Below are 17562 nucleotides of genomic sequence, written 5' to 3'. Positions count from 1 at the left end.
AATGACGCAGGCGCCGGGGTTACTCGCCCAGCAGCTCCCGCGGGACGGCGAAATCAATGGCCTTGCCGCTGCTCCAGCTCAGATCCTTCCAGCTGCCGATATCGAACTCCGCCACCAGGGTGGCGCCGGTCGGGTAGTCGTCAAAGCGGGCATGGTCCGGCGGGTTGGCCACGATGGAATGGGCAAAGGCGGCAATGCCGGGATTATGAGCGATCAGCATCACGCGAGGATGCTCGGCCTGGCTCAGCACCTTGAACAGGATGTCCGAATTGGCGTGGTACAGCCGCTGGGTAAAGGCCGCGGGCACCCCCAGCTCCATCAGCTCATAGGTTTCGCGGGTGCGCCGGGATGAGGAGGAGATCACCTGATCCGGCAGATAGCCGTTGCCGCGCAGCCAGTCGGCAATGACCGGGGCGGAGCGGCGGCCCCGTTTGTTCAGCGGGCGGGCGTGGTCGCTGGGGACACTGGTGTCCCAGGCGGATTTGGCGTGGCGGGTCAGGATCAGGGTGCAGGTCATTGCGGGTGAAAATGCCTCATGTGATGTGCGGTTTGGTCAGCCGCCCGGCCGGCGGTGCGGCTTAGCGGGCAGGCGCGGCGGGCCAGGCAGCCGCCGGTCATGCAGCCGGCGCCTGCGCTGGTATCAAGATAGTCATGGCAGGCCGCCAGATCGTAGGGACCCCCGTCCGCCAGCGCCGCCGCCGGGCAGGCGGTCAGGCAGGGACGGGAGCGGCAGCTGTGGCAGGGCGACTCTGCCAAAGGGGGAGGGGGGATGTCAAATTCCGGTTTGAAATGAAGGGCCCCCCGCAAAGAAATCATCAGTCCGGCCTGATCATGCACCATCATCTGTGACGGCGATGTGAAGAACCGCCCCGTGGCCAGCGCCCAGTTGATGAAGGGCGTATAGGGCGGCCCGCCAAAGGGGTAATGGGCGCCGCCGCCCAGGGTCTCTGCCAGCGATCCGATCACCCGCTGCGACCAGCGGTCCACCGGGTCGGGCCTGCCGTCGCTGTATTCCGGGCTGGCGGTAAAGCGCGGCCAGAACGCCTTGTCCGTGCCCAGCAGCACCAGGGTGCCGCCCGCCAGCGCCTTGACAGGCTGGCGCCGCGGATGCAGCGCGCCGTAAACCGCAAGCCCGGCCTGCGCGGCCGCCGCTTCGATCCGCGTATAAAACGGAGTGTCCCGGGCGGGGGCATCCGGCAGGTCAGTCAGGGTCATAAGCGGCATCCGGTCCGGTGGCATGGGGCGAGCCTAGCAGCGCGGCAGCCCCTTCCGGAGCGCAAAAACGCCGCGCAACCGCCTGCCGGCGTCTTCCTGCCGCCCGGCTCAGCGGCGGCGGAACGGCAGCATCAGGCTCCAGCCCAGCCGGGCCGGCCGCCCGTCCTGCCACTGCAGCCCCACAGTCATGCCGTCATGCCCCTGGCCGGGCTGCGCGGTGTAGGTGCCAAAGATCCGGTCCCAGACCGACAGGGCAAAGCCGTAGTTGCTGTCATGCTCGCTGCGGCGGATGGAATGATGCACCCGGTGCATGTCCGGCGTCACCAGCAGCAGCCGCAGCAGCGCGTCCGCCCTGCGGGGCAGCGCCAGATTGGCATGGTTGAATAGCGCGGTGCCGTTCAGCAGGATCTCGAACAGCACCACCGCCAGGGCCGGGGGCCCCAGCAGATAGACCAGCCCGATCTTCAGCAGCATCGACAGCGCGATCTCCACCGGGTGAAAGCGGACCGCGGTGGTCACATCCATGTCGCGGTCGGCATGATGCACCCGGTGCAGCCGCCACAACAGCGGCACCTTATGGGTGACCAGATGCTGCAGCCAGATCGCAAAATCCAGCACCAGCACCGCCAGCAGCCCCTCCACCCAGCCGGGCCAGCGCACCGCATTCAGCAGCCCCCAGCCATGTTCTGCCGCATCCAGCGCCGCGCCGATGGCGAGCAGGGGCAGCCCAACTGCCAGCGCCCGCAGGGTCAGCGTGTTCAGGATGGAGATCGACAGGTTGGCGGGCCAGCGCCGCCGCCGCGGCAGGCTGCGGGCGCGCCGCGGCGCCCAGGCCTCTGCCGCCGCAAACAGCGCAAACAGCCCCAGGAAGGCCGCAAGGCGGATCAGGGTTTCATGCTCCATAGATGCAGCGATGCGCATATGGCAGCAAAAAGCAACTGTGTTGCACAGATCGGGCGCCGTGCAGCACGGATCCCTTGTTCATCTGGCTGAAAATATCCCGGGGTGAATTGGCCCAGGGGGCCAAGAGGGGCAGCGCCCCCCAAGTCCCCTTTCGGCAGACGCCTCAGGCGCGGATCATCGAGCCCGCGCCGTGGTCGGTGTAAAGCTCCAGCAGCACCGCGTTCTGCACCCGCCCGTCGACGATGGTGCAGGCGCGCACGCCGTTCCGCACCGCGTCCAGCGCTGTTTCGGTCTTGGGGATCATGCCGCCCGCGATCACGCCGCTGGCGGTCATCTCCTCGACATCCGCCGCCTTCAGCTCTGTCACCACGTCGCCATCGGCATTCTTGACGCCCGCCACATCGGTCAGCAGCAGCAGCCGGTCGGCGGTCAGTGCCTTGGCGATGGCGCCGGCGGCGGTGTCGCCGTTGATGTTGTAGGTCTCGCCGTCGCGGCCGCCGCCGATCGGGGCGATGACCGGGATCATGTTCTTTTCAAACAGGCCGTACAGCACCTTGGGGTCCATCTCGGCCGGTGCGCCGACAAAGCCCAGGTCCGGATCGGCCTGATCGCAGATGATGAGGTTCGCGTCCTTGCCCGACAGCCCCACCGCGCGGCCGCCCTGGCGGTTGATCGCCTGCACGATGCGCTTGTTGACGACGCCGGACAGCACCATCTCCACCACTTCCATGGTGGCGGCGTCGGTGACCCGCTTGCCGTTCACGAATTCCGACTTGATCTGCAGCTTTTCCAGCATCGCGTTGATCATCGGCCCGCCGCCATGCACGATCACCGGATTGACGCCCACCTGCCGCATCAGCACGATGTCGCGGGCGAACGTGTCCATCGCCTCATCGCTGCCCATGGCGTGGCCGCCCAGCTTGATGACGACAATGGCCCCGGCAAAGCGCTGGAAATAGGGCAGCGCGCTGGAGAGAGTTTCGGCGGTGGCAATCCAATCGCGGTTCATATCTTGTTTCTTCATTGCTGCATCATCCCTTGGCCCCGATGTGTTACGGGGTTCCGGCGCCGCTGCCAAGGGTTGCGTTTGGCGCACCCCGTTGCGGATCGCGGCGCGGGTGCTAGTCTCAGGCCAGATTCTCACACAAGGAGGGCGCCATGCGCCAGAAGACTTTGCTGCTGACCGGCGCCAGCCGCGGCATCGGCCATGCCACCGTGCGCCGCTTCAACGCGGAGGGCTGGCGGGTGATCACCTGCTCGCGCCAGCCGTTCCCGCAGGAATGCCCCTGGGGCGGCGGCCAGGAGAATCATGTGCAGCTGGACCTGTCGGACCCGTCGGACACGATCAACGCGGTGGGCCAGATCCAGGAGCTGCTGGACGGGCGGCTGGATGCCTTGGTCAACAATGCGGGCATCTCGCCCAAGGGGCCGGAGGGGGAGCGGCTCAATACGCTCAACACCGACCTGATGGACTGGGGCAAGGTGTTTCACGTGAACTTCTTTGCCTCGGTGGTGCTGGCCCGCGGCCTCAAGGAAGAGCTGGCGGCGGCGCAGGGCTCCGTCGTCAATGTGACCTCGATCGCGGGCAGCCGGGTGCATCCGTTCGCGGGTGCCGCCTATGCCACGTCGAAGGCGGCGCTGGCGGCGCTGACGCGGGAAATGGCGCATGACTTCGGGCCGATGGGGGTGCGCGTGAATGCGATTGCGCCGGGGGAAGTCGAGACCTCGATCCTGTCGCCCGGCACCGAAAAGATCGTCGCCAAGCTGCCGATGCAGCGGCTGGGCCAGCCGGAGGAGGTAGCGGCGGCGATCTACTTCCTGTGCTCCAAGGAAAGCTCTTATATCTCCGGCACCGAAATCGAGGTGAACGGCGCGCAGCACGTCTGATTACGGGCATGCCGCCCGGTTGGAAGGCCGGGCGGCGCTCTGTCAGCTCACAGCACGCTTCAGCACCGGCAGGTTGCCGAGCAGCAGCACGTCAAACGCCAGCACCGCCAGCAGCGCCAGGCCGGTCAGCGGGAAGGCCAGCGAGACCAGCACGGCAATCAGCGCAGCGCCCTTCGAGAACGGCATCTCCGCCGGTTCCGGCGGCGCGGCGAGACGGGCGGCACCGGCGGGGCGGCGCTTAACCCACATCACCAGGCCGGAAACGCAGACAAAGATCACCGCGAGGCAGAACACCACGTTCAGCACGAAGCTCCAGCTGCCCATCAGGCCCATGTGGAACGGCACGCTGACTGCCATCGCCTTACCGGCCCAGGAGTAGTCCTCGTATTTCACATCCGCCAGGATCCTGCCGCTGTACTGGTCCACATGCACGGTGCGGTCGATGAAGGGGCTGTCGCCGTCGCCGCTCATGCTGTCGCGGTTGAGGGTCCAGACACCGGTTTCGCCGCCGGGGTAGGCAAGGCGGAAGCGGCCCTCCATCCCCAAGGCACGGCCCAGGGCAATCAGGCTGGCAGCGTCCACGGGCGCGCCCTCTGTCACGCCGGTGATCCCTGCGTCCGAGCCGGAGGCGGGCATCGGGGTCTGCTCCAGCGCCCAGGGCACGTCGTTTGTGTGGCCGTGGTTCATGCTGGCGTGGATGTCATCGGACAGGGGCACGTTGTCCCATTTCGCAGCCGGGAAGGTGGACCACGCCTGCATCATCTGGCCGCCCCAGATGCCGGTCCAGGACAGGCCCGAGATCAGGAACACCACCAGCAGCGCCGACATCCAGAAGCCGGTCACGGCGTGCAGGCTTTTCCACAGGGCGCGGCCACGGGCGCGGAAGTTCGGGACGAGGGCGCTGGCGGCGTTGCCGCGGGGCCACCACAGGTACAGCCCGGTCAGCACCAGCACGAGGCCCAAACCGGCGGCGATCTCGATCAGCCGGTCGCCGGTGTCGCCGATCAGCAGGGTGGAGTGGATGTTGTCGGCCAGGTCATACCAGCCGGCGCGGCGGTCCCAGACTTCGATCACCTCGCCCGAATACTGGTTCAGGGCGACCAGGCGCTGGCCCGCTTCGGTTTTCACCCGGAACACGGCGGCAAGGTCCGGCGCCTTGGGGCCGATCCATTCGGCGATGGTGCCGGGCTGGGCGGCCAGAACGGCGGCCTCCTGCTCTGGGATGCTCAGCTCGGCGGGGCTTGGGGTGACGGGGATCTTCTCGCCGTCGCGGCCATCGAACTGGGTAATGAACATCATCATCAGGCCGGTCACTGCCAGCATGATCAGGAAGGGGATCACGAACAGGCCGGCGTAGAAGTGCCAGCGCCAGACGGCAAAGTAGAATTTATCGGTAAGCGGGCGCGATTGGCCCGCGGGATGCGGTTGGCTGGGTGCCATTGGGTCTCTCCATACCGGAACAGGGCCGGACGCGCGGGGCGCCGGCGGAAATGTCAGAAGTGTTCAGAAGGTCAGGAGAGCGCGGGCGGGCCGCGGGCGTCATAGCGCCAGTGGAAGCCGGCGGTATGATGGGTGAACGCCTCGCGCGACCAGCGGTCTGTCAGCGGGGCGTCAAGGTTCAGATCAAGCAGGCTGTCCGGCAGCAGCGCCACCGCGCCAAGGGTGGCAAAGGGGCAGCTGCGGTCCTCCATCTGTTCGGTAGGGGCGTGTCCGCCTTCGTCCTCCAGAGCGACCCAGGTTTCCACCGTGCCGCTGCCGGTGCAGATCACCAGAAGCACCTTGCCGTCCTGCCCGGCGCCCGGCATCCAACCGGAGGGGATCAGCCCGGCCACGGCCAGGGCGATCACAACCAGATAAGAGGCGAGGCGGGCAATCACGGATCAGAGGCCGGCGATGATCGACCTGAGGGTCGGGATGCCGTCGCCCTTCTCGGACGAGGTCAGCACGATTTCCGGATAGGCCGCCGGGTGTCTGGCCAGCGCGCCGCGGACCTGCTCCAGCACCTTGGCGCGGTCCTTGTCCTTGACCTTGTCGGCCTTGGTCATCACGCATTGGAAGGTGACGGCGGAGCTGTCCAGCAGCTTCATGATGTCCTCGTCCACCTTCTTGACGCCATGGCGGCTGTCGATCAGCACAAAGGCGCGGCGCAGGTTCTGGCGGCCGGACAGGTACTGCTTCAAGAGCTTCTGCCATTTCTCCACCACCGCCAGCGGCGCGTTGGCATAGCCGTAGCCGGGCAGGTCGACCAGATAGAGGTCGGGGCCTTGGGTGAAGAAGTTGATCTCCTGTGTGCGGCCCGGGGTGTTGGAGGCGCGCGCGATCCCCTTGGTGCCGGTCAGCGCGTTGATCAGGCTCGACTTGCCGACGTTGGAGCGGCCGGCAAAACAGACCTCCATCCGGTCGGCGCCGGGCAGGCCGTTCATTGCGACCACGCCTTTCAGGAACTCGGTCTCGCCCGCAAACAGCTTGCGGCCTTTTTCCAGGGAAATTTCGTCCGGCGCCTCGGCCAGGGGGAATTGCATCTGCATCACAGTACCTTCACCGCATCGCCGATGCGGACAGGGCCGCCGCGGATCACCTCGGCATAGACCGAGAAATCCTGGTGGCCCCAATTGTCTTTCAGGGTTTTCAGCGTGTCGGCGTCGCGTTCGCCGGTTTCGGGATTGGCGGTGGTCGCCAGGCAGCGGACCACCCGGTCGCGCACCGCAAGGACGGCCTCGCCGATCTGCACCTCGCGGCCCAGCCACTCGTTTTCGGCCCAGGCCTCGCCGAGGTCGAACCAGATGTTGCCGCGCCAGCGCAGCGGCGACAGCGGGTGGCCGATGGCCTGTTCCACCGCGCGGTGGGAGGCCCGGTTGCAGAGCGTGATCGAGGGGAACACGCTGTCGGTCAGGCCGCGGCCCGGCACCCGCACGATATGGGAGGAGCCGGCCCGGTTTGCAGGCAGCAGCGGCTTTTCCCACTCCAGGAACCGCGGCAGATCCGTGGGGTTTTCCGGGTCGAAGGTCAGATCGGGGCGGTCCGGGTGGGTCAGCGTCAGCTGGCCGGTGGCGTCGTCCAGCCGGGCATTGACCGCCATCAGCGCGGGCGCCTTGGCGCCGCGGGTGAAGTTCTGGCAAGGCACCCATTCGGAGCCATCCGCCTTGGACGCCTCATGCGCGACCGCCCAAACGCGGTCGCCGGGCATGGTCTGCCCGGCGCTCAGAGTTACGGTATCCAGTGCCTCCCGCCCGTGTGATTTGAGCGGGTGGCGCCAGATTTCTGTGACCTCAGCGGGCCTCACTTCTCAGCCTTCGGCTTCTTCCTGAAGCTCGACTTGATGTTGCCGAACACGTCCGGCGAATAGCCATGGCTGCGCATGATCAGATACTGCTGAGTGAAGGTGATCGTGTTGTTCGCGATCCAGTAGACCACCAGGCCGGAGGCGAAGCCGCCGAGCATGAACATGAACACCCAGGGCATCCAGGCAAAGATCATCTGCTGGGTCGGGTCGGTGGGCGCCGGGTTCAGCTTCTGCTGCAGCCACATCGAGACACCCAGCAGGATCGGCAGGATGCCGATAAAGACCAGCGCCAGGATGCTTTCCGGGGCCGGGGCCGCCCAGGGCAGCAGGCCGAACAGGTTGAAGATCGAGGTCGGATCCGGCGCGCTGAGGTCCTGGAAGGGGCCGAAGAAGGGCGCGTGGCGCAGTTCCAGGGTGACGAAGATCACCTTGTAGAGCGAGAAGAAGATCGGGATCTGGATCAGGATTGGCAGGCAGCCCGCGGCGGGGTTCACCTTCTCCCGCTTGTAGAGCTCCATCATCTCCTTCTGCATCTTCTGGCGGTCGTCGCCGGCGCGTTCCTTGAGCTTCTCCATCTCCGGCTGAAGCTCTTTCATCTTCGCCATGGAGGCGTAAGATTTATAGGCCAGCGGGAACACCAGGATCTTGATCACCACGGTGAGGCCGATGATCGCCCAGCCCATGTTGCCGATCAGGACGTTCAGGTTGTGCAGCAGCCAGAACATCGGCTTGGTCAGGAAGAAGAACCAGCCCCAGTCGATCACGTCCAAGAAGCCCTGGATGCCTGCTTTCTGATAGCCGCGGATGGTTTCCCATTCCTTGGCGCCGGCAAACAGCTGGGTGGTTACTTCGGACGACTGGCCGTCGGCGACGGTCACGGTCGGCAGCACGATGTCTGTCTGGTAGATCTCGCGGCGCTCGTCGAATTTGGCGATCGAGCGGAAGGCCTGGCCCGGCGCGGGGACCAGGGTCGACATCCAGTAATGGTCGGTAAAGCCGATCCAGCCGTTTTCGGCGACCTGGCGGATCTCTGCCTTGGAGCCGTCGCGCGCATCGGCTTCGAAATCGGCCATGTCGTCATAGTCGATCTCGGCCAGCTCGCCGTCGGACATGCCGACCAGGCCTTCGTGCAGGATGAAGAAGTTCTTCAGGTCGGCCGGCTGGCCATGGCGGGCCAGGGTGCCGTAGGGCGCCAGCGACACGGTGCCGCCGGAGGCGTTCGCAACCGACTGGGTGACCGAGAACATGTAGTCCTCGTCGACCGAGATGGTGCGCGAGAAGGTCAGGCCCTTGCCGTTGTCCCAGGTCAGGGTGACGGGGCTGTCCGGGGTCAGGGTGGCGTCTGCCCCGGCGCTCCAGACGGTGTTGGCGCCCGGCACGTCATCCAGCGACAGGCCCGAACCCGGAGCCCAGCCATAGAGCGCGTAATAGGCCTGGGCCTCGCCCACCGGCTTCAGCAGTTTGACGATCGGGGAATTCGCGTCCAGCGTCTCGCGGTAGTCCTTCAGCGACAGATCGTCGATCCGGCCGCCCTGCAGCGAGATGCTGCCGGTCACCCGCGGCGTGTCGATGGCCAGGCGCGCGGCCTGCGGCGCTTCGGCCTGGGCCGGGGCGCTGCTGTCCACAGCCTCCGCCGCGGCGCTGGGCGCCAGTGCGGTATCGCCTGCGGGGGCGGTTTCGCTGACCGCGGTTTCCGGCGCCTGTTCCGGTTCCGGCGGCGGGAAGAAGGTATACCACCCGAGGATCACCAGAAAGCTGAGTACGGTTGCGAGAATAAGATTTTTGTTCTGATCGTCCATTGGGGACTGCCACCTCGTGTAGGGAAGGACACGTGGGGTTCAACAGAGGTGGGCCGCAAAGGTCAAGCAGAATCGGGCCGCGCCGGGGCGGCAGAGCGCCCCGGCGCGGTATAAAGTGCCCGGAAGTGTGCGGTCAGGGGGTCTGGCGGCCGATCACAGGCGTGTTCTGCAGTTTCGCCTCATGCGCGGCGATCCAGTCCAGCGTCTGCTCAAACGGCATCGGGCGGCCGATGCCGAAGCCCTGCACGTGGCCGCAGCCCAGCTGCGCCAGCAGCGCGTGCTCGCCCGCGGTTTCCACCCCTTCGGCCAGGGTGTCCAGATCCAGCCGCTCTGCCATCGTCAGGATGGCGGAGATCAGTTTCTGCTGTTCCGGGTCCTGATCGGCCTTCATCACAAAGGAGCGGTCGATCTTGATGCGGGAGATGTTGAACCGGCGCACTGCGGCGATCGAGGCGTGGCCGGTGCCGAAATCGTCGAGGTCGATGTGGCAGCCCAGGTCGCTGAGGGCGAGGATGTTGCGGGTGACCACGCCGTCGGGCTGATCGGTCATCACGGTTTCCAGGATCTCGACACACAGGCGGCTGGGGGGCAGTTCAAACCGCTCCAGCTCCCATTTGACGCGCCCGGCCAGCCCGGGGTTGCGCAGCTCCTGGGTGGCGAAGTTCACCCCGACGCAGGGCACGTTCACCCCGGCCGCGTCCCAGGCCTTGACCGCCACCAGGGCGTTGTAGAGCATCACCTGGCTGAGCCGGTCCATCAGCCCGGCCTCCTCCAGCGCGGGCAGGAAGGTGGAGGGCGGGATCAGCCCCTGCACCGGATGCGACCAGCGCGCCAGCGCCTCGAATCCCGAGACCCGGCCGGTGTCGGTGCAGATCTGCGGCTGGAACCAGGCCTGGATCTGGCCGGTTTCCAGCGCCGCCGCGGCCTCGTCGCGCAGGCTGGAGCGGGAGTTGCCGCGGCCCGACATATCCGCCGAATAGGCGCGGATTCCGCCGGGGCCGTTGCTCTGCGCCTCGGCCAGGGCAGCGATGGCGGCCCCGGTCCAGTCGGCGCCGGTTTTGCCCGGCGCGCGGTTGCGCTGGCAGAAGCCGATGGAGGAGGTCATGTAAACCGTGGTGCCGTCCAGCGGCACCGGCTCCTCCGCGGCGGATTGAATCCGGCCCGCCAGCTGAATGCACAGCTCCAGGTCGAGCTGCAGGGTGGGGGCCAGGCAGATCGCGAACCGGCTGTCGCCGAGCCGGGCCACGACATCGTTCTGGCGCAGGGCAGAGGCGATCTGCGCGCCGCACTGCTGCATGATCCGGTCGCCCGCGTCCTGGCCGTGCCGGTCGGCCAGCTCCTTATAGTCGTCCAGGTCCACGATGAAGACGGCCGAGCGCAGATCGGTATCGGCGCATTCGGCGTGGATGCGGGCGGTTTCCGCCTCGAACCCGTCGCGCAGCATCATGCCGGTGATGCTGTCGCGGGGACGGCCGCGGCCGCCGAGCTTGCTGAAGCCGCCGGTGGCGGCGAGCAGCACCGGCAGGCCTAGCGCCACCGACAGCAGCGCCACCTCGCCGCCGAGCCAGTAGGTGGCCAGCGTCAGCGCGGGCAGGAAAGCGAGCACGGGCGGCCCGAAAAGTGCGGGGGCAAGGATTTGCCGGAGCCGTGCCAGGAGACCTGAACCCGTGTCAATCATTCTCAGACCTTTCGTCTGCAGCCAGTCATTCCGGCCTGAGACTAAGGCGCTGATCTAACCCGGGAGTTAACGCAGCTTGGGAATTTCGGAATTTTCCGGCTCAGCGCTGGAATTCTTCAGCTCCAGGCCGGCGAAATCGAACAGTTTCGGGTCCAGCAGATGCGACGGGCGCGCATTCATCAGCGCCCGGAACATCACCTGGCGGCGTCCGGGCGAGTTTGATTCCCATTGGTCCAGGATCTGTTTCACCTGCTGGCGCTGCAGCCCGTCCTGGCTGCCGCAGAGGTCGCAGGGAATGATCGGATAGTTCATGGACCGCGCGAATTTCTCGCAATCGGCCTCTGCCACATGGGCCAGCGGGCGGAACACGAACAGGTCGCCCTCCTCATTGACCAGCTTGGGAGGCATGGTCGCCAGGCGGCCGCCGTGAAAGAGGTTCATGAAGAAGGTTTCCAGGATGTCATCCCGGTGATGGCCCAGCACAACCGCCGAGCAGCCTTCCTCGCGCGCGATGCGGTAGAGGTTGCCGCGGCGCAGGCGCGAGCACAGCGCGCAGTAGGTGCGCCCCTGCGGCACCTTGTCGACGACGATGGAATAGGTGTCCTGATACTCGATCCGGTGCGGCACGCCCATCTTTTCCAGGAATTCCGGCAGCACGGTGGCCGGAAAGCCTGGCTGGCCCTGGTCCAGGTTGCAGGCCAAGAGATCGACGGGCAAGAGGCCGCGCCATTTCAGCTCGTATAGCACGGCCAGCAGGGTATAGCTGTCCTTGCCGCCCGACAGGCAGACCAGCCATTTCGGCGTGCTGCCGTCCTCGCGCCGCTCGACCATGCCGTATTGGTCGATGGCTTCACGCGCATAGCGCACGATGCGCTTCCTGAGCTTCTTGAACTCAGTGGTCGCGGGGGCGCCGGCAAACAGCGGATGGATTTCGTCCAGATCATCATCAAGCATGGGCGCGCCCTAGCCGAGCAGGGGCGTTTTGCCAAGGAAAAAAGGCAGAAGGCTGAAGGCCGGGCGGGTTCCGGCCTTTGCCCTCGTCACAGGTAGCCGCGGGAGGAGGGCAGCTCTTCCGGCAGCGGCGGCAGGCCGATGTCCTGGCGTATGTAATTGCTGAGCGGCAGGGTGCGGCCGGCTTTGCGCGGGGGGCGCTGCGCGGATAACAAGTGACGGACGATGGCGGCCACTGTCCGGCGCAGGCCGAGGTCGGCCAGGATTTGCGCCAATGCGGCCTGCGGGTCTTGAATGGGCGCAGGAATGTCTGTGCGTGTCATGGTTTCCGCCGGCTGCAGGGCAGCCGGTTCCTAATGTGCGAAGGTGAAAGGGGGCGCCAAGAACCAACACGCAGTATGCGCGCCGGAAGGTTCTCAGCTGTCGTTAAATTGGGAAGGTGCGATCAGGTCAGGCGCGGTTCAGCGCAGAGGGCTGCCGAGGCGCCGGCCAAGTCTGGTACCGGCATAGCCTGGATAAGCTGCGGAGGTGCGGGATGTTTGAAACAGATCGTTCATTCGCGCCTCCGGCAATTCAGGGTTGATCGTGGCGACCATTGAGCACGTTTTGCGGAATCTGGATATTCCGGTTTTCCCTACTGTAGCCAAAATGCTGCAGCGGGGCCTGCCGCGTCACCTGCCGGATGTTGAGTCCCGCTTCTCTGGAACCGGGTCATAGCCGTCGCCGCCGAAGGGGTGGCAGCGGCCGATGCGGCGGAGGGTGAGCCAGGCGCCTTTGACAGCGCCGTGTTTTTCCAGCGATTCCAGCGCGTAGGCAGAGCAGGTGGGCTGGTAGCGGCAGTTGAAGCCGACCCAGGGGCTGAACAGCAGCCGGTAGGCGCGCACAGGCAGGGCGAAGATATGAGCCAGCGGGGTCATGGCGGATAGATAGGGGCAGGGCGGCTGTTAGGCAATAAGGGCAATGCCCGGCCGCGGGCGGAAGCGAAGCGCCCGCCCATGGGGGCGGTCGGGCGCTGCCCGGCGTGCCGCCGGGCGAAGGGCCTTGGGGTAAAATGCGGTGAAATGTGCCGGCGGGACGAAGAGCTACTGGCCGTGGATCTTCTTCAGCGCATAGATCAGGTCGCGCTTCAGCTCCTCGAAGGGGCGCTGGGCGGTCTCATCGGCGCGGCCGATCAGCACGTAATCCCAGCCGGGGCGGCCATGCACAGGCAAAATCATCCGCGCGGCCTCGCGCAGGCGGCGCTTGGCGCGGTTGCGGGCCACCGCGTTGCCAACTTTCTTGGAGCAGGTGAAGCCCATGCGGATGCCGCCGCCATCCTGGCGGTTGCGGCCCTGCACCATCATGCCCTTGGTGCCCTGCTTCAGGGCTGGGGGGCGGGCGCAGGCAAGGAAATCACGGCGCTTGGCCATGACCTCAAGCTTGGGCGCATCCGATGCGCAAACGGACACCGCCGGAGGCGTGTCCCCGCGGGCAGCGTTGCCGTCCTTGGGGGCCTCCGGCGGTGTCATGTCCGTCAGAACGGGAACTGAGCTTATGCGCTCAGTTCTTTACGGCCGCGGGCGCGGCGTGCGTTCAGGATCTTGCGGCCTGCTTTGGTGGCCATGCGCGCACGGAAGCCGTGGCGGCGTTTGCGAACCAGGTTCGAAGGCTGATAGGTGCGTTTCATCGCTCCGGTCTCCACATTTATGTCTACGGGTACGGCGCGGAATCGCCCGCCCGGGGTCTATCTCGAAGCCCGGTCTTTAGGAGGGAATGACGGCCAAGTCAAACCCTGCAGGCCGCCTTTTCCGGGCAATATGCAACATTTCTGCCAAAAACTGCCCCGGAACGGCCGGTCCGGACGCCGCGGCTGTAACATGGGACCGGTGATTCTGCCACAAAGCTCACGAAATCCGGATCTGTGTTCAAGCACCTGTGAAGCGGGGCTGCTTGGCCTCGCACAGCAGCCATTTAACACGTAGCACAAACCCTGCAGCAACCACGGACCGAAAAGCGATATGACCGAGACCCCGAATTCCGACCCGCAAGCTGGATCAAAGCCCGGCCTGGCGCGCCACCTGCCGCTGATTGCGGTGGCGGCTGTGGCGCTGATCGGGGCGGTGACGCTGAAGGACTATCTGACGTTTGACACGCTGCGCGACAACCGCGAGGCGCTGATGGCGTTCCGGGATCAGAATTACCTGGGGCTGGTGGCGCTGTTCATGGGGCTTTACATTGTCATCGTGGTGTTTTCGCTGCCCGGTGCGGCGGTGGCCTCGGTGACGGGCGGCTTTCTGTTCGGGCTGGCGGCGGGCACGGTGTTCAATGTGGTCTCTGCCACCATCGGCGCGGCGGGCATCTTTCTGGCCGCGCGCATGGGGCTGGGGGCGATGCTGACCGCCAGGATCGAAGCCGCCGAGGGCCGGGTGCAGATGCTGAAACAGGCGCTGCGGGAAAACGAGGTCGAGGTGCTGCTGCTGCTGCGGCTGGTGCCGGCGGTGCCGTTCTTTGTGGCCAACCTGCTGCCCGCGCTGGTGGGGGTGAAGTTCCGCAACTTCCTGTGGACCACCGCGGCGGGGATCATCCCGGGCGCCATCGTCTTTACCTGGATCGGGGTGGGCGTCGGGTCTGTCTTTGACCGCGGCGGGGATCCGGATCTGAGCCTGCTGTGGGAGCCGCATGTGATCGGGCCGATCCTGGGCTTGTGCGCGCTGGCGGCGATGCCGATCCTGGTCAAAGCGGTGCGCGGCAACCTGCGCGGCCGCAAGAAAAAGGACAGCTGAACATGAACCGTATCAAATGCGATCTTCTGGTCATCGGCGCCGGATCGGGGGGCTTGTCGGTGGCCGCGGGGGCCAGCCAGATGGGCGCCGATGTGGTGCTGCTGGAAGGGCACAAGATGGGCGGAGACTGCCTGAATTACGGCTGCGTGCCCTCCAAGGCGCTGCTGGCCAGCGCCAAGGCCGCCTATGGCCAGGCGCATACCGCGGCGTTCGGCGTGGCGGATCAGTGCCCGCAGCCGGACTATGCCGCGGCGAAGGATCATGTGCATCAGGTGATCGGAACCATCGCGCCGGTCGACAGCCAGGAGCGGTTCGAGGGCCTGGGCGTGCGGGTGATTCGGGAGTTCGGCCACTTCACCTCTGACACCGAGGTGGAGGCCGGGCCGTACCGCATCACCGCGCGCCGGATCGTCATTGCCACCGGATCCTCGCCCCTGGTGCCGCCGGTGCCGGGTCTGGACAAGGTGCCGTTTGAGACCAACGAGACCCTGTTCGATCTGCGCGAAAGGCCTGCGCATCTCTTGATCATCGGCGGCGGCCCGATCGGGATGGAGATGGCGCAGGCGCATGTGCGGCTGGGCAGCAAGGTCACCGTGATCGAAGGGCAGAAGGCGCTGGGCAAGGACGATCCGGAGGCCGCGGCGCTGGTGCTGGAGAGCCTGCGCGCAGAGGGCGTGGAGATTGCCGAGGGCGCCATGGTCTCCCGTGTTGGCGGCCAGGCCGGTGCGATTGAGGTCGAGACCAAGGACGGCAGCAAGTTTCACGGCACCCATCTGCTGATGGCGGTGGGGCGCAAGGCCAACACCGACCGGCTGAACCTGGAGGCTGCGGGGATCGAGACCCAGGGCAACGGCATCAAGGTGGACGAGAGCCTGCTGACCACCAACAAGCGCGTCTATGCCATTGGCGACGTGGCCGGCGGGCTGCAGTTCACCCATGTGGCGGGCTACCACGCCAGCGTCATCATCCGCTCCGCGCTGTTCGGGCTGCCGTCCAAGGCCAAGACCAGCCATATCCCCTGGGCGACCTATACCGATCCGGAGCTGGCGCAGGCGGGGCTGACCGAAACCCAGGCGCGCGACCGGTATGGCGTGAAACTGGAGGTGGTGCGCTTCGACTATGAGCACAACGACCGCGCCATCGCCGAACGCAAGGCCAAGGGCTTTATCAAGGTGATGGTTGCCGGCGGGCGTCCCGTTGGGGCCACCATCGTGGGGCACCAGGCCGGAGAGCTGATCTGCCTGTGGTCCATGGCACTGGCCAACCGCTTGAAAATGAGCCAGATTGCAGCCATGGTTGCGCCTTATCCCTCCTTTGGCGAGATCAACAAGCGGGCAGCGGGCGCGTATTTTTCCCCGCGGCTTTTTGAAAGCAGTCTGGTGAAACGCGCGGTGCGCCTGGTTCAGCGCTGGATTCCATGAGGTAAGGGCGGCGGGATGCTCAACACGCTTTCGGGCAGATTTCTGGTCCTGACCACGGTGTTCGTGATGCTGGCCGAGGTGCTGATCTTTGTCCCGTCGATTGCCCGGTTCCGCATGGATTACCTGTCGGACCGGCTGGAGCGGGCGCAGATCGCGTCGCTGGCGCTCTTGGCTGATGACATGCTGGAAACCGAGCTGGAAGCGGAGTTGCTGGAAAACGCGGGCGTCTACAACGTGGTGCTGCGCCGCGATGAGATCCGCCAGCTGATGCTGGCTTCGCCGATCCCGCGGCAGATCACCGGCACCTATGATCTGCGCATGGCCGGGGCGCTGACGCTGATCAAGGACGCGGTGCTGCGGCTGGCCACGCCGGAAAATGAGATCATCCGGGTGATCGGCGCGCCGGTGCGCGATGCCGGCCTGCTGATCGAGGTCACCATCGAGACCGCGCCCCTGCGCCAGGCCATGCTGGACTACGGGGTGCGGATCCTGATCCTGTCGGCGGTGATCTCCATCTTCACCGCGCTGTTGCTGTTTGTCGCGGTGCGGATCGTGCTGGTGAAGCCGATCAAAAGCGTGGTCGGCCACATGCAGCGCTATGCGGCCGCGCCCGAGGATGCGCGCGGCATCATCCATCCCAGCTCCGGCGTGGTGGAGCTGCGCGAGGCGGAAGAGGCGCTGATGCAGCTGCAGACGGAGCTGACCCATGCGCTGAAGCAGCGCGAGCGGCTGGCGCAGCTGGGCGGCGCGGTGGCCAAGGTGAGCCATGATCTGCGCAACATCCTGACTTCGGCGCAGCTGTTCACCGACCGTATCGAGCGTAGCGAAGACCCGCTGGTGCGCCGCCTGGCGCCGAAGCTGGTGAATTCCATCACCCGTGCGGTCTCGCTGTGCGAGGGCACGCTGGCCTTTGGCCGGGCGGAAGAGCCCTCGCCCACCTTTGCGGTGGTCTGCCTGCATGAAATCGTCGGCGACATCGCCGAAAGCGAGCTGCTGGCGGCCGGCAGCGCGGAGATCGGGATCATCAACACCGTGCCTGCGCCGATGATGCTGCGGGCCGATCCGGAGCAGCTGTTCCGCATCATCATGAACCTGGTGCGCAACGCCCGCCAGGCGATTGCCGCCACCGGGCAGCCCGGCACGGTGACGGTGGCCGCCCGCGAGACGGAAGGCGCCTGGTACATCACGGTGGCGGACACCGGCCCCGGCCTGCCGAAAAAGGCGCAGGACAATCTGTTCACCCCGTTCCAGGGCGGCGCCCGCAAGGGCGGCACCGGGCTGGGGCTGGCGATTGCCGGTGAGCTGGCCCGCGGCCACGGCGGCTCGGTGACGCTGACGCAGACCGGCCCCGGCGGCACGGTCTTCGAGATCTGCCTGCCCAAGGGCGATGGCACGATCTGAGGCGCTGGCGGCGGCGGGCGGTAATATGACAGGCGGATGAAACTATTTTTGCTTTTGGGGTTGCGCCTGTGCGATGCTATGGATAAACCCCGCCGCAGTGGACCGATAGCTCAGCTGGATAGAGTACTTGACTACGAATCAAGGGGTCGGGGGTTCGAATCCTCCTCGGTCCGCCACTTCCCTGTTGTCGGGCGACGCATAGTTTTGCCATTTGCGGCAGAACCTTTCCTTTTTCGTGTCTCCAACATCCCCGCTCGCGCCT

19 protein-coding genes and 1 tRNA gene are annotated in these 17562 nt (G+C 66.2%); 5 read left to right on the top strand and 15 right to left on the bottom strand.

Translation table 11 applies throughout. From position 1 onward, the window contains the following. Nucleotides 1–19: 19 nt before the first annotated feature. From B2P87_RS00100 to argB, 4 genes are all read right to left on the bottom strand, one after another. A complete protein-coding gene (locus tag B2P87_RS00100) occupies nucleotides 20–517 on the bottom strand; it encodes a SixA phosphatase family protein (protein ID WP_141891388.1) in 498 nt (165 codons plus the stop codon). Continuing rightward, complete coding sequence (locus tag B2P87_RS00095) at nucleotides 514–1224, bottom strand: ferredoxin (protein WP_141892114.1); 711 nt, start codon at nucleotides 1222–1224, stop codon at nucleotides 514–516. Before B2P87_RS00095 ends, B2P87_RS00100 begins: the two co-directional genes overlap by 4 nt. Before the next feature lie 99 nt (nucleotides 1225–1323). After that, nucleotides 1324–2118, bottom strand: coding sequence for a sterol desaturase family protein (locus B2P87_RS00090; RefSeq protein WP_141891387.1), 795 nt, complete (start codon nucleotides 2116–2118; stop codon nucleotides 1324–1326). 163 nt (nucleotides 2119–2281) lie between these two features. Further along, a complete protein-coding gene (gene argB, locus B2P87_RS00085) occupies nucleotides 2282–3142 on the bottom strand; it encodes an acetylglutamate kinase (protein ID WP_058285618.1) in 861 nt (286 codons plus the stop codon). A gap of 134 nt (nucleotides 3143–3276) precedes the next feature. Here argB and B2P87_RS00080 point away from each other — a divergent pair, with 134 nt between their 5' ends. Then, nucleotides 3277–4005, top strand: a complete 729-nt coding sequence (locus B2P87_RS00080) for an SDR family NAD(P)-dependent oxidoreductase (protein ID WP_058285619.1) — start codon at nucleotides 3277–3279, stop codon at nucleotides 4003–4005. A gap of 42 nt (nucleotides 4006–4047) precedes the next feature. Here B2P87_RS00080 and B2P87_RS00075 read toward each other — a convergent pair whose 3' ends face one another. From B2P87_RS00075 to rpmH, 11 genes are all read right to left on the bottom strand, one after another. Further along, the gene (locus B2P87_RS00075) at nucleotides 4048–5445 is read right to left on the bottom strand and encodes a PepSY-associated TM helix domain-containing protein (RefSeq protein WP_141891386.1); all 1398 of its coding nucleotides are present in this window, start codon (nucleotides 5443–5445) and stop codon (nucleotides 4048–4050) included. Between the two features lie 71 nt (nucleotides 5446–5516). Further along, the gene (locus B2P87_RS00070; protein WP_141891385.1) at nucleotides 5517–5882 is read right to left on the bottom strand and encodes a DUF2946 family protein; all 366 of its coding nucleotides are present in this window, start codon (nucleotides 5880–5882) and stop codon (nucleotides 5517–5519) included. Nucleotides 5883–5885: 3 nt separating this feature from the next. Further along, nucleotides 5886–6533, bottom strand: coding sequence for a ribosome biogenesis GTP-binding protein YihA/YsxC (gene yihA / locus B2P87_RS00065; RefSeq protein WP_058285621.1), 648 nt, complete (start codon nucleotides 6531–6533; stop codon nucleotides 5886–5888). After that, a complete protein-coding gene (locus B2P87_RS00060; RefSeq protein WP_141891384.1) occupies nucleotides 6533–7288 on the bottom strand; it encodes an MOSC domain-containing protein in 756 nt (251 codons plus the stop codon). Before B2P87_RS00060 ends, yihA begins: the two co-directional genes overlap by 1 nt. Next, the gene (gene yidC / locus B2P87_RS00055) at nucleotides 7285–9087 is read right to left on the bottom strand and encodes a membrane protein insertase YidC (protein ID WP_141891383.1); all 1803 of its coding nucleotides are present in this window, start codon (nucleotides 9085–9087) and stop codon (nucleotides 7285–7287) included. Before yidC ends, B2P87_RS00060 begins: the two co-directional genes overlap by 4 nt. A gap of 133 nt (nucleotides 9088–9220) precedes the next feature. Further along, nucleotides 9221–10765 carry a putative bifunctional diguanylate cyclase/phosphodiesterase gene (locus B2P87_RS00050; RefSeq protein ID WP_141891382.1) on the bottom strand — a complete coding sequence of 515 codons (1545 nt, stop codon included), beginning with the start codon at nucleotides 10763–10765 and terminating at the stop codon, nucleotides 9221–9223. Between the two features lie 66 nt (nucleotides 10766–10831). Beyond that, entirely contained in the window at nucleotides 10832–11719 is an 888-nt protein-coding gene (ttcA, locus tag B2P87_RS00045) for a tRNA 2-thiocytidine(32) synthetase TtcA (RefSeq protein WP_141891381.1), read from the bottom strand. Nucleotides 11720–11805: 86 nt separating this feature from the next. Continuing rightward, a complete protein-coding gene (locus B2P87_RS00040; RefSeq protein WP_141891380.1) occupies nucleotides 11806–12039 on the bottom strand; it encodes a hypothetical protein in 234 nt (77 codons plus the stop codon). A gap of 348 nt (nucleotides 12040–12387) precedes the next feature. Then, the gene (yidD, locus tag B2P87_RS00035; protein WP_141891379.1) at nucleotides 12388–12633 is read right to left on the bottom strand and encodes a membrane protein insertion efficiency factor YidD; all 246 of its coding nucleotides are present in this window, start codon (nucleotides 12631–12633) and stop codon (nucleotides 12388–12390) included. A gap of 165 nt (nucleotides 12634–12798) precedes the next feature. Next, complete coding sequence (rnpA, locus tag B2P87_RS00030; RefSeq protein WP_141891378.1) at nucleotides 12799–13224, bottom strand: ribonuclease P protein component; 426 nt, start codon at nucleotides 13222–13224, stop codon at nucleotides 12799–12801. A 23-nt stretch (nucleotides 13225–13247) separates the two neighbouring features. Next, nucleotides 13248–13382: a 50S ribosomal protein L34 gene (gene rpmH / locus B2P87_RS00025; RefSeq protein ID WP_008554144.1), complete on the bottom strand. Its 135-nt coding sequence runs from the start codon at nucleotides 13380–13382 to the stop codon at nucleotides 13248–13250. A gap of 331 nt (nucleotides 13383–13713) precedes the next feature. On the opposite strand from rpmH, the gene B2P87_RS00020 reads away from it, so the two are divergent. The 4 genes from B2P87_RS00020 (at nucleotide 13714) to B2P87_RS00005 (ending at nucleotide 17476) form a co-directional block, all read left to right on the top strand. Then, nucleotides 13714–14478, top strand: coding sequence for a TVP38/TMEM64 family protein (locus B2P87_RS00020; RefSeq protein WP_058285628.1), 765 nt, complete (start codon nucleotides 13714–13716; stop codon nucleotides 14476–14478). Nucleotides 14479–14480: 2 nt separating this feature from the next. Then, the gene (locus tag B2P87_RS00015) at nucleotides 14481–15899 is read left to right on the top strand and encodes a dihydrolipoyl dehydrogenase family protein (RefSeq protein WP_141891377.1); all 1419 of its coding nucleotides are present in this window, start codon (nucleotides 14481–14483) and stop codon (nucleotides 15897–15899) included. Between the two features lie 15 nt (nucleotides 15900–15914). Continuing rightward, nucleotides 15915–17300, top strand: coding sequence for a sensor histidine kinase (locus tag B2P87_RS00010; RefSeq protein WP_141891376.1), 1386 nt, complete (start codon nucleotides 15915–15917; stop codon nucleotides 17298–17300). Between the two features lie 99 nt (nucleotides 17301–17399). Then, nucleotides 17400–17476: transfer RNA gene (locus B2P87_RS00005), tRNA-Arg, on the top strand. Nucleotides 17477–17562: the final 86 nt, after the last annotated feature.

Origin of the sequence: Leisingera sp. UBA4491 (assembly GCF_002388965.1) — a bacterium.
GTDB classification, from domain to species: domain Bacteria; phylum Pseudomonadota; class Alphaproteobacteria; order Rhodobacterales; family Rhodobacteraceae; genus Leisingera; species Leisingera aquaemixtae.
This window is presented reverse-complemented; position numbering and strand designations above follow the sequence as displayed.

Coding starts and splice junctions, on each gene's coding strand:
- B2P87_RS00100 (WP_141891388.1), bottom strand. CDS start 517: ATGACCTGCACCCTGATCCTGACCCGCCACGCCAAATCCGCCTGGGAC.
- B2P87_RS00095 (WP_141892114.1), bottom strand. CDS start 1,224: ATGCCGCTTATGACCCTGACTGACCTGCCGGATGCCCCCGCCCGGGAC.
- B2P87_RS00090 (WP_141891387.1), bottom strand. CDS start 2,118: ATGGAGCATGAAACCCTGATCCGCCTTGCGGCCTTCCTGGGGCTGTTT.
- argB (WP_058285618.1), bottom strand. CDS start 3,142: ATGAAGAAACAAGATATGAACCGCGATTGGATTGCCACCGCCGAAACT.
- B2P87_RS00080 (WP_058285619.1), top strand. CDS start 3,277: ATGCGCCAGAAGACTTTGCTGCTGACCGGCGCCAGCCGCGGCATCGGC.
- B2P87_RS00075 (WP_141891386.1), bottom strand. CDS start 5,445: ATGGCACCCAGCCAACCGCATCCCGCGGGCCAATCGCGCCCGCTTACC.
- yihA (WP_058285621.1), bottom strand. CDS start 6,533: ATGCAGATGCAATTCCCCCTGGCCGAGGCGCCGGACGAAATTTCCCTG.
- yidC (WP_141891383.1), bottom strand. CDS start 9,087: ATGGACGATCAGAACAAAAATCTTATTCTCGCAACCGTACTCAGCTTT.
- B2P87_RS00050 (WP_141891382.1), bottom strand. CDS start 10,765: ATGATTGACACGGGTTCAGGTCTCCTGGCACGGCTCCGGCAAATCCTT.
- ttcA (WP_141891381.1), bottom strand. CDS start 11,719: ATGCTTGATGATGATCTGGACGAAATCCATCCGCTGTTTGCCGGCGCC.
- B2P87_RS00040 (WP_141891380.1), bottom strand. CDS start 12,039: ATGACACGCACAGACATTCCTGCGCCCATTCAAGACCCGCAGGCCGCA.
- yidD (WP_141891379.1), bottom strand. CDS start 12,633: ATGACCCCGCTGGCTCATATCTTCGCCCTGCCTGTGCGCGCCTACCGG.
- rnpA (WP_141891378.1), bottom strand. CDS start 13,224: ATGACACCGCCGGAGGCCCCCAAGGACGGCAACGCTGCCCGCGGGGAC.
- rpmH (WP_008554144.1), bottom strand. CDS start 13,382: ATGAAACGCACCTATCAGCCTTCGAACCTGGTTCGCAAACGCCGCCAC.
- B2P87_RS00020 (WP_058285628.1), top strand. CDS start 13,714: ATGACCGAGACCCCGAATTCCGACCCGCAAGCTGGATCAAAGCCCGGC.
- B2P87_RS00015 (WP_141891377.1), top strand. CDS start 14,481: ATGAACCGTATCAAATGCGATCTTCTGGTCATCGGCGCCGGATCGGGG.
- B2P87_RS00010 (WP_141891376.1), top strand. CDS start 15,915: ATGCTCAACACGCTTTCGGGCAGATTTCTGGTCCTGACCACGGTGTTC.